General features: G+C 72.4%; 2 protein-coding genes (both running past the window's edge). Both read left to right on the top strand.

All coding sequences use genetic code 11. The features are described 5' to 3' along the window. Positions 1–4,251 carry the 3' end of a non-ribosomal peptide synthase/polyketide synthase gene (locus ACZ6DL_RS12570; RefSeq protein ID WP_466050718.1) on the top strand. Its footprint begins 13,557 nt before the window's first position, so only the last 4,251 of its 17,808 coding nucleotides appear in the window; its start codon lies off the left edge, out of view; it ends in the stop codon at positions 4,249–4,251. Then, positions 4,251–14,327, top strand: the start of a protein-coding gene (locus tag ACZ6DL_RS12565; protein WP_466050716.1) for a non-ribosomal peptide synthase/polyketide synthase. 15,198 nt of this gene lie beyond the right edge of the window; 10,077 of the gene's 25,275 nt are visible here — the first part of the coding sequence; its start codon is at positions 4,251–4,253; its stop codon lies off the right edge, out of view. Before ACZ6DL_RS12570 ends, ACZ6DL_RS12565 begins: the two co-directional genes overlap by 1 nt.

Here is a 14,327-nt window from a genome sequence, read left to right as displayed (position 1 = left end):
GCGCTGCCCACCGACCGCCCCCGTCCGGCGAAGCAGAGCCTGCGCGGGGACAAGGTGCCGCTGACGATCGGGGCGCGGCTGCACGCGGATCTCGTCGCGCTGGGCAGGCGGCACGGCGCGACGCTGTTCATGGTGGTGCACACCGCGTTCGCGGTGCTGCTCGCGCGCTGGTCCGGTGCCGGTGACATCGCCATCGGCACGCCGGTGGCCGGACGCGGCGCGGCCGAACTCGACGACGTCATCGGGATGTTCGTCAACACCCTCGTGCTGCGCGTCGGCGTCGACGGCGGCGAGCCGTTCGCCGGACTCCTGGCGCGGGCGCGGTCCGCCGACCTCGCGGCGCTCGAACACGCCACCGTGCCGTTCGAGCGTCTGGTGGAAGTGCTCAACCCGGTGCGCTCGACCGCCCGGCACCCGCTGTTCCAGGTCGGCTACTCGTTCCAGAACCACGAGCGTGGACAGCTGCGGCTGCCCGGCCTCGAGGTCGACGAACTCGACTTCGACAGCGGCGTGGCGCAATTCGACCTGCACCTGTTCGCGGTGGACGCCTACGACACCGACGGCGCGCCCGACGGCATCGAGCTGGCCCTCCGTTACGCCACCGATCTGTTCGAGCGGCCGACCGCTTTCCGGTTCGCCGCACAGCTGCGCCGGGTGCTGGAAACGGTCGCGGCCCGCCCGGACCTGCCGGTCGGCGACATCGATCTGCTCGGGACCGACCGATCGCTGGTGCTGGCCGAATGGAACCGGACCCGGCAGCCGGTCCCGCACGCCACGCCGGCGGATCTGATCGCCGCGCAGATCGCGCGCAGCCCCGGGGCGGTCGCGCTGGTGGACGCGACGACCGGAGCCGAGCTGCGCTACGCCGAGTTCGGCGAACAGGTGAACCGATTGGCGCGCAAGCTCATCGCGCACGGTGTCGGTCCGGAGTCGACGGTCGTGCTGGCGATGCGCCGTTCGCCGGAACTGGTCGTCGCCATGTACGCGGTGGTGTGCGCGGGGGCCGCGTATGTGCCCATCGATCCGGACCATCCCGCCGAGCGGATCGCCCACATCATGTCCACCGCCACGCCCGCCGTAGTACTGACCACCTCGCGCGACGGCTTACCGGCCGGAACGAACCGCACGGCGATGGAAGTCGACCGGCTCGACCTCGCCGAGTTCGCCGCGACCCCGATCATGGACGCGGAGCGGGTGCGGGCGCTGCGTCCGGAGCATCCGGCCTACGTCATCTTCACCTCCGGTTCGACGGGCCTACCCAAAGGTGTGACGATCCCGCACGCCGCCATCGTGAATCAGCTGGCCTGGATGACCAGGGAATTCGGCCTCGGGGCAAACGATCGCGTGCTGCTGAAGACGCCCGCGACCTTCGACCTGTCCGTGTGGGAGTTCTGGTCTCCGCTGGTCACCGGAGGACGCCTGATCATCACCGCACCCGGCGCGGAACGCGATCCGGACCAGCTGCGCGCGCTGCTGCGTCGCCACGGCGTGACCGTGCTGTACGCCGTTCCCGCCTTGATCGGCATCCTGCTGGCGGTGGAGCCGGGAGCCGCGCTGCCGGAAACCCTGCGCCGTGTGCTCGCCATCGGCGAGGCGCTGCCGCCCGCCACGGCCGCGGACTTCCTGCGCCGCCACCGCGCCGGGACCGCGCTGGACAACCTCTACGGTCCCACCGAGGCGGCGGTGTCGATCACCGCGTTCCCGGTGCGCACACCGCCGGAGCACACCGTCCCGATCGGGTCGCCCGTCTGGAACAGCCGGGTCTACGTGCTGGACGCGCGATTGCGGCCCACGCCGATCGGCGTGCCCGGCGAGTTGTATCTCGCGGGCGCGCAGCTGGCGCGGGGCTACCAGCGGCGTCCGGCACTGACCGCGGACCGCTTCGTGGCCGATCCGTTCGCGGTGGAACTCGGCGCCGCGGCGGGCGAGCGGATGTACCGCACCGGCGACATGGTGCGCAGGCGTCCCGACGGCACGCTGGAGTACCTGGAGCGCGCCGACTTCCAGGTGCAGATCGGCGGCTTCCGCATCGAACTCGGCGAGGTGGAGGCCGCTCTGCGGCGGCAGCCCGGGGTGAGCGCGGCGGTCGCGGTGGCGCGGGCCGACGAACGCGCCGGTACGCGGCTCATCGCGTATGCCGCTGTGCCCGAAGCGCATCCGGAGTCGTACGCCGACTCGGCCGTTTCGCTGCGCACGGCCGTGGCCGCGCAGCTGCCCGGGTACATGGTGCCCGCCGCCGTCGTCGTGCTGGCGGCGCTGCCGCTCACCGCCAACGGCAAGATCGATCGCACCGCGCTGCCCGAGCCGGTATTCGCCGAGGCGGCTTCCCGCGCACCGGCCGGTGCGCTGGAGCGGCTGGTCGCCGACGCGTTCGCCGAGGTCATCGGCGTGCGGACGGTGAGCGTGGACGACGACTTCTTCGCCAGGGGCGGCAACTCCCTGATGGCCACCCGGCTCGCGGCCCGGCTCGGCGCGGCACTGGGCGGCCACGTCCCGGTGGCCGCGGTGTTCGACGCGCCGACGCCGGCCGCGCTCGCCGAGCGCCTCGCGCACACCGAGCGCGGCGCGGCCCGGCCCGCCCTGATCCGCCGCGCCGATACCGGGCCGGTGCCGCTCGCGCCCGCGCAGCGACGCATGTGGGTGCTCGACCGGCTCACGCCGGACTCCTCGGCCTATCACATCCCCGCGGCGCTGCGGTTGCGCGGCGGCCTGGACGTGGCGGCGCTGTCGGCGGCCGTCGGCGATGTGCTCGACCGGCACGAGACGCTGCGCACCAGGTACCCCGATACCGAAGCGGGACCGGTCCAAGAGGTCGTGGCCGCGTCGCCGGTCGACCTGACACCGATCCCGGTGCCGCGAGCGGAACTGACCACGCGCATAGCGGAATTCGTCTCCCTCGGATTCGATCTCGCCGCCGCGCCGCCCGTGCGTGCCGCCCTGTTCGCCACCGCTGCCGACGAACACCTCCTGGTCGTCGTGCTGCACCACATCGGCGCGGACGGGTATTCGATCGCGCCGTTGACCGCCGACCTGGTGCGCGCCTACCTGGCCAGATCCGATGGTCACGCGCCGGAGTGGGCCCCACCGGCGATCCGGTACCGCGACTACAGCGCCTGGCAGCACGAGTTGCTCGGCGATCCCGCGGATCCGGACAGCCTGGTGGCCCGCCAACTCGCCTTCTGGCGAACCGAATTGGCCGCGGCACCGGAATCGCTGTCCCTGCCCACCGACCGCCCGCGCCCGGCGCGCCGGGACATGCGGGGCGCTACCGTCGTCCGCGCGATCGACGCCGAGCGCACCGCCCGGCTGGAGCGATTGGCCCGCGAACACGGCGGCACGCTGTTCACCCTTGTGCACAGCGCGCTCGCGGTGCTGCTGGCGAAGCTGTCCGGAGCGGGGGACCTCACGGTGGGCGTCCCGGTGGCGGGGCGCGGCGTCCGCGAACTGGACGAGCTGGTCGGCATGTTCGTCAACACCGTGGCGCTGCGCACCGAGGTCGACCCGCGCACGAGCTTCGGCGAACTGCTGCGGCAGGCCACCCGGCGCGATCTGGCGGCGCTCTCGCATGCCGACGTTCCGTTCGATCAGGTGGTCGATGCGCTGGGCGTCACCCGTTCCGGCTCGCACGCGCCGCTGTGCCAAGTGCTGCTCACCTTCCAGAACATGCCGCAGGCCGCTGTGGAGCTGCCCGGACTCGCGGTGGAGGCGGTCGATCTCGCCTCGACGGAGGCGAAATTCGATCTACAGGTCACCGTGCTGGAGCGGTCCGGCGCCGGTCTGGAGCTGCGCGTCGGATACGCGACGGACATCTTCGACGAGCCGACCGCGCGGGAGTTCGGCGACCGGTTGCTGCGCGTGCTGGAGACGGTGGCCGCGGATCCGGCGGTGACCGTTCGCGCGATAGACATCCGGTCCGCGCACGAACGGCGGCCGAGGCCGACCGCGACGGACCTGCCCGCTCTGATCGCGCGGGCGGCGCAGGCCGCGCCCGGCGCACCAGCGTTCGAGCACGGCGATCGGTGGATCCGCTTCGGCGAACTCGACGCGAAGCTCGCGATCGTCGCCAGGGCCATGGGCGCGGCGGCCAAACCCGAAGCCCTCATTCATGTCTCGCTCGCCGGGCTGGTGCCCGGCCTGCTCGCCGAACTCGGTGGCAGTGGCCTGACGGCCTTGCTGCGAACCCTGGCCGCCACCGCCGAGGCGCTGCTCGCCGACTCGGCGCGGGCTCTCGATTCGGAAGGAAACCGCTGATGACCCACGCAGACGCCGTCCGCCGCGCCTACGGCATCGACGACCTGCCCGGCCTCATCGCGACCGTCGCCGGACGGGAGCCGCACCGGGTGGCGCTGCGCCACGGCGAGGTCACCGTCACCTACGCGGCGCTGGCCGCGGAACTCGCGGCGCTGTCGGAGATCATGAGCGCGGACGCACTTGTCCCCGTGGTGGTCTCCGGCCGGCTGCCCGCGCTGCTGGAGTCCGGTGACGGCGCGCTCGGCGCGGTACTGGACGCACTGCTCGAGGACGCGCTCGCCGCCGCGCCCGATGCCACGACCACCGCCGCCGCGCCGGTCGAGACGCTGGTGAGCCTGTTCGAGGAGCAGGTACGCCGCACCCCGGACGCGATCGCGCTCGACTACGCGGGCGTCACCCTGACGTACGCCGAATTCGACGGCTGGGTCAACGCGCTGGCCCAGCACTTGATCGGACGCGGCGTCCGGCCGGACACGCTGGTGGGCTTGGCGGTCCGGCGCTCGATCGACCTGATGGTCGGCATGTACGCGATCCTGAAGGCGGGCGGTGCGTACCTGCCGATCGACCCGGATCATCCGGCCGACCGCATCGCCTACGTGCTCGCGGTCGCCGATCCGGTGCTCGTGCTGACCACTACGCACGACGAACCCGAGTTCGGGCGTCCGGTCGAGACGCTGCGGATCGATGAGTTCGCGGGCCCGCCCGCACCTGCCGCCCCCGTGGTCGCCCGGTCGGCCGACGACACCGCCTACGTGATCTTCACCTCCGGTTCGACCGGCAGGCCGAAGGGCGTAGCCGTGTCGCATCGGTCGATCGTGGCGAATCTGCGCTGGCGGCAGCGGATGTACCGGCTGCGCGCCGACGACGCGGTGTTGCAGAAGACGCCGTTCACCTTCGACGTGTCGGTGTGGGAGTTCTTCTGGCCGTTGCAGGTCGGTGCCCGGCTGGTCGTCGCGGAGCCGGACGGTCATCGCGACCCGGCCTACTTGGCGCGCGTGATCGGCGAGCGCGCGGTCACGGTGGCGCATTTCGTGCCGTCCATGCTCGCGGTCTTCGTCGCCGAGCCGGGCGCGGCCGCGGCGGACTCGCTGCGGCTGGTCTTCGCCTCGGGCGAGGCGCTCCCGGCCGCCACCGCAGCGGCGTTCCGCGACATCTGCGGCGCGACCCTGCACAACCTGTACGGGCCCACCGAGGCCGCCGTCGACGTGACCGCGCACGAGGTGACCGGCGCGGACGTGGTCGGAGTGCCGATCGGCGTCGCGGCCGACGACACGGAGTTGCTGGTGCTCGACGACAGCCTGCGCCCGGTGGCACGCGGCGTCGTCGGCGAGCTGTACCTGGCGGGCGTGCAACTGGCCCGCGGCTATGTGGCCCGCCCGGGCCTGACCGCCGAGCGATTCGTCGCCAACCCGGAGGGCCCGGCGGGGGAGCGGATGTACCGCACCGGCGACCTGGTGCGCTGGGCGCCCGGCGCGGAGGGCGGCCCGGACGAACTGGAGTACCTGGGCCGCAGCGACTTCCAGGTGAAGTTGCGCGGGCTGCGGATCGAACTCGGCGAGGTCGAGGCGGCGCTGTCGCGTCATCCGGCGGTGGCCCAGGCGGCGGTGACGCTGCACCGCCAGGCCAGCGGTGATCATCTGGTCGGTTATGTCGTCGGTGACTCGATCGACGCCGCCGATGTGCTCGAGCACGTCCGGCGCGAGCTGCCCGAGTACATGGTGCCCACCCTGTTGATCCCGCTGGACGCTATGCCGCTGAACGCCAACGGGAAGCTGGACCGCCGGGCGTTGCCGGAGCCGGAATTCGGTTCCGGCGCAGCGGCCTATCGGGCGCCGGAGACCGAGGCGCAGGTGGCGGTGGCCGCGGTCTTCGCCGAGCTGCTCGGCCTGCCACGGGTAGGCGCCGACGACGATTTCTTCGCGCTCGGCGGCAATTCGCTGCTCGCCACCCGCGCCATCGCCCGGATCGCCGCGGCCCTCGGCGCCACCGTCGACGTGCGCGACTTCTTCGACCGCCCTACCGTGGCCGCGGTGGCCGCGCTGTCGCGTCCCGGCCCGGCGCGCCCGCCGCTGGTGGCGGGACCGCGCCCGGAGCACGTTCCGCTCTCGCCCGCGCAGCGGCGCATGTGGTTCCTCAACCGGTTCGACGCCGACATCGAGCAGGCCCGCGACCTGGGCGCCGCCGCCGTGGACAACATCCCGGTCGCGTTGCGCCTGCGCGGCCCGCTGGAGGTCTCGGCGCTGTCGGCGGCGATCACCGATCTGGTGGCCAGGCACGAAGTGCTGCGCACCGTCTATCCGCAGACCGCTGACGGGCCGGCGCAATCGGTGCGGCGGGTGCACGCGGTGTTCGACCTGACGCCCGCCGACGTGCCGGAGGACCGGCTGGTCGCGGCGATCCGCCGGGCGGCGGGGCAGGGCTTCGACGTCGCCGAGGAGATCCCGGTGCGGGTGCGCCTGCTGCGCTGCGGGCCCGAGGACCACACGCTGGTGCTCGTCGTCCACCACATCGCGGCCGACGGTTTCTCGCTCGGTCCGCTGATGCGCGACCTGACCACCGCCTACGGCGCGCGGCGCGAGGGTCGGGCGCCGGAATGGGCTCCCCTGCCGGTGCAGTACGCCGATTACGCGCTCTGGCAGCAGCGGGTGCTCGGCGCGGAGACCGACCCGGACTCCGTGGCCGCGCGCCAGCTCGCCTTCTGGCGCGCCGAATTGGCAGATCTCCCCGCGCAATTGGAGCTGCCCGCGGATCGGCCGCGCCCGCCCGCGGCCTCCTATCAGGGCGCGACCTACGAGTTCGCCCTCGACGCCGCCCTGCGCGCCGACGTCGAGACGGTCGCGGCGCGCGTTCGCGCCACGCCGTTCATGGTGCTGCACGCCGCGCTGGCGGCCCTGCTGGCCCGGCTGTCGGGCACCGCCGACATCGCGATCGGCACGCCGGTCGCGGGCCGGGGCGACGCCGCGCTGGACGATCTGGTCGGCATGTTCGTCAACACGCTCGTGCTGCGCACCGAAGTGGACGGCGCACGCAGCTTCGGCGAGTTCCTCGCGTATACCGCCGATCGCGACCTGCGCGCCTTCGCGCACGCCGACATCCCGTTCGAGCAATTGGTGGACGCGCTGAACCCGGCGCGGTCGGCCGCGCGTCACCCGCTGTTCCAGGTCGCCTTGTTCATGCAGAACGTCGGGCCGATCGCATTGGCCATGCCCGGTCTGGACGTCGAGCCGGTCGACTTCGATCCCGGTTTCGCGAAATTCGATTTGCAGCTCACGGTCTCCGACGCCGCCGACGGATATCGCGCCGAATTCACCTACGCCACCGACTTGTTCGACGCGACGACCGTTCGGGAGTTCGCGGCGAAATTCGTCCGGCTGCTGCGGGCGGCGGTGGACGACCCGGACGCCCCGGTCGGGGATCTCCCGCTGCTCGACGCGGGCGAACTGGACTACGTCACCGCGAGCTGGAACGCCAGCGGGCACAGAGTGCCGGACCGTTTCCTGCACGAGGGCTTCGACGCGCAGGTACGCCGCACGCCGGATGCCGTCGCGCTGGTCGCCGGTACCGAGCGGCTGAGCTACACCGAGCTGTCGGACCGGGCCGACCGGCTGGCCAGGATGCTCATCGGGATCGGCGTCGGCCCGGAGGCGCTGGTCGTGCTGGCCCTGCCGCGCTCGATCGAGCTCGTCGTGGCCATGTACGCGGTGGCGCGGGCGGGCGGTGCGTACGTCCCGGTGGATCCGGCGCATCCGGCCGAACGCATCGGTCACATCCTCGACACCGCGCGCCCGCACGCGATCCTGACCAGCCGGGCGGCCGGATTCGATGCGGAGACCGCGTCCGCGCCGGTGTATCACCTGGACGAACTCGATCTCTCCGCCTACCCCTCCGGCAAGATCGGCGACCGTGAACGCCGCGCGGTGCTGCACCCGCAGCACCCGGCCTACGTGATCTTCACCTCCGGGTCCACCGGCAAGCCGAAAGGCGTGGCGGTCAGCCATCAGGCCATCGCCAACCAGCTGGCCTGGATGCACGCGGAGTACCGTCCGCGGGCCGGCGATGTCTACTTGCAGAAGACCGCCATCACCTTCGACGTCTCGCTGTGGGGGTACTTCCTGCCGCTGCGGGCGGGCGCCACTTTGTTGCTCGCGGCGGCGGACGGGCACCGCGATCCGCGCTACCTCGCCGAAACCATCGCCCACCACCAGGTGACGCTCACCGACTTCGTGCCGTCGATGCTCGCGGTGTTCGCCGCGCACGCGCAACCGGGCGAACTGGACTCGCTGCGCGAGGTGTTCGTCATCGGCGAGGCGCTGCCTCCGCACACCGTCGCGGCGTTCCGGCAGGTGTGCGACGCGGGCCTGCACAACCTCTACGGCCCGACCGAGGCGGCGGTGTCCATCACCAACCGCGCGGTCACCGACGCGGACACACCGTACGTGCCGATCGGCGAGCCGGAGTGGAACGCGCAGGTCTACGTGCTGGACGGACGGTTGCGGCCCGCGCCGATCGGCGTGCCGGGCGAGCTGTACCTGGCGGGTGCGCAGCTGGCGCGCGGCTATCACGGCCGCGTCGACCTCACCGCCGATCGTTTCGTCGCGAACCCGTTCGGCGTGCCGGGCGCGCGCATGTACCGCACCGGAGACCTGGTGCGCTGGAGCGGCGACGGTGAACTGATCTATCTGGGCCGCACCGACTTCCAGGTGAAATTCCGCGGTCAGCGCATCGAACTCGCCGAGATCGAGACCGCGTTGCTGGCGGTACCCGAGGTCGGGCAGGCCGCGGCACGGCTGGTCACCGGACCGGCGGGTGACTTCCTGGCGGGTTACGTGATCGCGGCGCCCGGCGCGACAGCCGACCTCATCGCGGTGAAAGCCGCTGTCGCTCAGCGGCTTCCCGCTTACATGGTGCCGACCACCCTGGTCGAGCTGGACGAATTCCCCGTGAATGCCAGCGGCAAGCTCGATCGCGCGGCACTGCAGGCCCCGGTGCTCACCGCCGAGCGCTTCCGCCCGCCCGTCGACGCCGCGCAGCGGCTGGTCGCCGCGGTGTTCGCGGAGGTGCTGGGAGTCGAGCGAGTCGGGCTGGACGACGATTTCTTCGCCCTCGGCGGCAGCTCACTGGACGCCACCCAGGTCACCGCCCGCACGGGCGAGGCCGCGGGTGTGCGCGTGCCGGTGCGCGCGCTGTTCGACGCGCCCACGGTGGAGGGGTTCGCCGCCGCCGTCGGACGGCTCGGCGCGGAGGGAGCCCAGCGGCTCGCGCTGGTCCGCCGGGAGCGGCCCGAACGGGTGCCGCTCTCGCCCGCGCAGCAGCGACTGTGGTTCCTCAACCGGGTCGAGAGCCAGGACGGCGTCGACAGCGTCTACAACCTGCCGATCGTGCTGCGGCTGACCGGCCGCCTGGACGTGGCCGCGCTGGAGCGCGCCGTGCTCGACGTGCTCACCAGGCACGAGACGCTGCGCACCACCTACCCCGAAACCGACGGCGGTCCCTACCAATCTGTCCTCGACGCGGCCGACATCGGCTTGAGCCTGCATCCGGTGCCGATCGACCGCTCCGCGGTGCGCGACGCCGTGATCGGCATCGTCCGCGCCGGGTTCGACGTCACCGCCGAGCTGCCGTGCCGGGTCGCGCTGCTGGCCGTCGACCGGGTGGACGAGGCGCGCGGCGTCACCGGCGACGAATACGTGCTGGTGTTCGTCGTCCATCACATCGCCGCCGACGCCCTGTCGATGGCGCCGCTGGTCACCGATCTGGTCCGGGCCTACCTCGCGTGCCTGACCGGCTTGCGGCCGGACTGGGACGAGCTGACGGTGCAGTACGCCGACTACAGCCTCTGGCACCGGGAACTCCTCGGCGCCGAGGACGTCCCCGGCGACCTGGCCTACCAGCAGTTGCGCTTCTGGCGCGACGTGCTGGACGGCGCCCCGGCGCAACTGCCGCTCCCCGCCGATCGGCCACGCCCCGCGGTCGCGTCGCACGAGGGAGCGGCCGTCGATTTCGTGATCGAGCCCGAGGTGGCCGCGGGCCTGCGCGCGCTCGCCCGGCGCAGCGGCGCGACACTGTTCATGACACTGCACGCGGCCTTCGCCGCCACCTTGGCCAGGATGAGCGGCAGCGCCGACATCGTGATCGGCTCGCCCGTCGGCGGGCGCGGCGAGCGGGCCCTGGACGCCCTCGTCGGCATGTTCGTCAACACCCTCGCACTGCGCACGCGGGTCGCCGCCGACGCGTCGTTCGCCGGGCTGCTCTCCGAGGTTCGCGACGCCGACCTGGCCGCGTTCGCCAATGCCGATCTGCCGTTCGAGCGGTTGGTGGACGCCATGGCCGTGGATCGCTCCGCCGGTGCGCACCCGCTGTTCCAGGTGATGTTCAGCTTCGAGGCCGCGGCGCCCGCCTTCGACGGACAGGCCATGGAGGTGCCGTGGCTGTCGGTGCGCCCGGTCGAGATTCCCGACAACGGTGCGAAGTTCGATCTGCACCTGGTGGTGGCGGAGCGGGCGGAATCGGCGGGCCTGTCCGCCACGCTGCGCTACGCCACCGACCTGTTCGACGCCGTGACGGCCGAGTCCTATGCCGATCGGTTCCGGCGCATGCTCGCCGCCGCCACGGCCGATCCAGGGGCGCGCATCGGTGACATCGAACTGTTGTCGGACGCCGAACGAGCGCGGGTGCTGCGGGAATGGAACGCCACCGCGCATCCGCTGCCCGAATCCGACACGCTCGCCGCACTGTTCGCCGCGCAAGCCGAACGCACACCGGACGCCGCGGCGATCACCTTCGACGTGACGACACCGGCCGACTCGTCGTCGGACCACCACTCCTCGACACTGACGTATGCCGAGTTCGCCGGGCGGGTCAACCGCTTGGCGCGGTGGCTCGTCAGCCGGGGCGTCGGCCCGGAAACACTGGTGGCGCTGGGCATGCGCCGTTCCGTCGACCTGGTGGTCGGCATGTACGCGGTGGTGGCGGCGGGCGGCGGCTACCTGCCGATCGACCCCGACCATCCGGCCGAGCGCACCGCGCACATCCTCGAAACGGCCGCGCCGGTGTGCGTGCTGACCGCGGACGCGGACCTGAAATGCGGCATGCCCGAGACGCGGATCGATCGGCTGGACCTGTCGGGCTACCCGGACACCCCGCTCACCGACGCCGACCGCCGCGCTGCGCTGCGCCCGGACAACACCGCCTACGTGCTGTTCACCTCCGGCTCCACCGGAACGCCGAAGGGCGTGGCCATGAGCCATCGCGGCATCGTCAACCGGCTGCGCTGGATGCAGTCGGCGTACGTCGCGCTCGGGCCGGGGGATGTCCTGTTGCAGAAGACGCCCGCCACCTTCGACGTGTCGGTGCCGGAGTTCTTCTGGCCGTTGCAGGTCGGCGCGCGCATGGTGCTGGCGCGGCCGGACGGGCATCGCGACCCGGCGTACCTGGCGCGCCTCATCCGTGCAGAGGGCGTCACCGCGGCGCACTTCGTGCCGTCCATGCTGGCCGTCTTCGTCGCGGGCGAGTTCGACGCGCCTTCGCTGCGCGAGGTGTTCTGCTCCGGTGAGGCGCTGCCGGTCGGTGTCGCCCACCGGATGCGCGAACTCACCGGTGCGCGGGTGCACAACGGCTACGGGCCCACCGAGGCCGCGGTGGAGGTGACCTTCCACGCGGTGTGCGACACCGACTTCGAGTCCGTGCCGATGGGCAAGCCGATCTGGAACACCCGGACGTACGTACTCGACGCGCGGCTGCGGCCGGTGCCGGAGGGTGTGCCCGGCGAACTGTATCTCGCGGGCGTCCAGCTGGCGCGCGGCTATCTGGGCCGTCCCGGCCGCACCGGTGACCGGTTCGTCGCCGACCCGTTCGGTCAGCCCGGCGAACGGATGTACCGCACCGGCGATCTGGTGCGGTGGACCCGCGCGGGCGAGCTGGAATTCCTCGGCCGCACCGACTCCCAGGTCAAGCTCCGCGGCCTGCGCATCGAACTCGGGGAGATCGAGTCGGCGCTGCTCGCGATGCCCGCCGTGACCCAAGCCGCCGTTGTGGTACGCGACGATCGCGGCACGGGTGAGCAGCTGGTCGCCTACCTCGTGACGGACGCACCGGTCGAGATCACGACGGTGCGCGACGCGGTGGCCCAGCGGCTTCCCGGCTATATGGTGCCGCAGGCGTTCGTGGTGCTGGACCGGTTGCCGGTGAACGCCTCCGGGAAGCTGGACCGATCCGCGCTGCCCGCGCCCGTGCTCACGCCCGCGACCTTCCTGCCCCCGGCCGGCGCGGCGGAAACGCTTGTCGCCGAGACCTTCGAAGCCCTGCTCGGGGTGACCGAGGTGGGTGCAGAGGACGACTTCTTCGCCCTCGGCGGCAACTCCCTCAGCGCCACCCAGCTGGCCGCGCGGCTGGGCAATGCCACCGGCGCCGAGGTGGCGGTGCGCACGATCTTCGACGCGCCCACGGTGCGGGCGCTGGCGCGGCGGATCACCATCGACGGTCCCGTCGAGACCGCCGCGGTCGCGCTGCCGCCGCTCACGCCGCAGGAGCGCGGCGGCCCGATCCCGTTGTCGATCGCCCAGCAGCGCATGTGGTTCCTGAATCGGTTCGACACCGCCAGCGGCGCGTACAACATCCCGTTCGCGCTGCGCCTCACCGGTGCGCTGAACGTGCCCGCGTTGGAGGCGGCGATCGCCGACGTGATCGCCCGGCACGAGACGCTGCGCACGATCTATCCCGAACACGACGACGGCGCTACCCAATTGGTGCTTCCCGCCGGGACGAGACTGGTCGAACTGGTCACACGGCCCGTTCCCGCGCAGCAGGTGCCCGAACTCGTCACCGCCGCCGCGCGCACCGGCTTCGATGTGACCGCCGAGGTGCCGCTGCGCGTCCGCCTGCTGCGCGTCGAGGACGACCGGCCGGGCGCGCAGCAGGTCCACATCCTGCTGTTCGTCGTGCATCACATCGCCGCGGACGGTTGGTCTTTCGCGCCACTGACCAGGGACCTGGCCAACGCTTACGTCGCACGGTGCGCGGGCATGGCGCCCGCGCCGAATTCCCTGCCGGTGCAGTACGCCGACTTCGCGATCTGGCAGCGCGCCGCGCTCGGCTCGGCCGACGACCCGGCCTCGGTGCTGTCGCGCCAGCTGGCCTACTGGACCGATCGGCTGGCCGGGCTGCCCGAGGTGCTGACGCTCCCGTCCGACCGGCCGCGTCCGGCGGTGGCCACCAACCGGGGCGGCGCGCTGACCGGCCGGCTGGACGCCGCCCTGCACGAGCGGATCCACGACCTGGCCGCCGCGCACCGGGTGACGCCGTTCATGGTGCTGCACACCGCGCTGGCCGTGCTGCTGAGCCGCTACGGCGCAGGCGCGGATGTGGTGATCGGCGCGCCGGTCGCTGGGCGCGGCGAGGAGGCGCTGGACGAGCTGGTCGGCATGTTCGTCAACACGCTGGTGCTGCGCACCGAGGTCCGCCCGGACGCGACCCTTGGCGAACTGCTGGCGTCCGTGCGCGCGGCCGACCTGGCCGCCTTCGACCACGCGGCGGTGCCGTTCGAGCAGTTGGTCGAGGTGCTGAACCCGGTTCGCTCGCAGGCGCACGCCCCGCTGTACCAGGTCGCGCTGACCTTGCAGAACCAGGCCGCGCCGGAGTTCCGGCTGCACCGGCTGGCCATCGCCGCGCTCGAGGTGGGCGCGGCGCCGATCCAGCTCGACCTGGACTGGACGTTCACCGACCGCTACACCGCCGACGGCGCGCCGGACGGTATCGACGCGCACCTGCACTACGCGCTCGACCTGTTCGACGAACCGACCGTCGCCGGGTTCCTCGCCGCCTTCGAACGCGTGCTGCGAGCGATGGTGCGCGACGCCCGCATCCCGGTCGGCGCGGTCGAGCTGATGTCGCCGGCCGAACGCGGCATGCTGCTGTCGGACCGCAACGCCACCGCGCACGCGCTGCCCGCCGAGACGCTGGACGACCTGCTCACCGCCCGCGTCGTCGCCACGCCCGAGCGCGTCGGCGTGCGCTTCGAGGACGCGGCGGTGACCTACGCCGAGTTCGCCTCCCGGGTGAACCGGCTGGCTCGCAAACTG

Source organism: Nocardia sp. NPDC041819, assembly GCF_055590505.1.
This window is presented reverse-complemented; position numbering and strand designations above follow the sequence as displayed.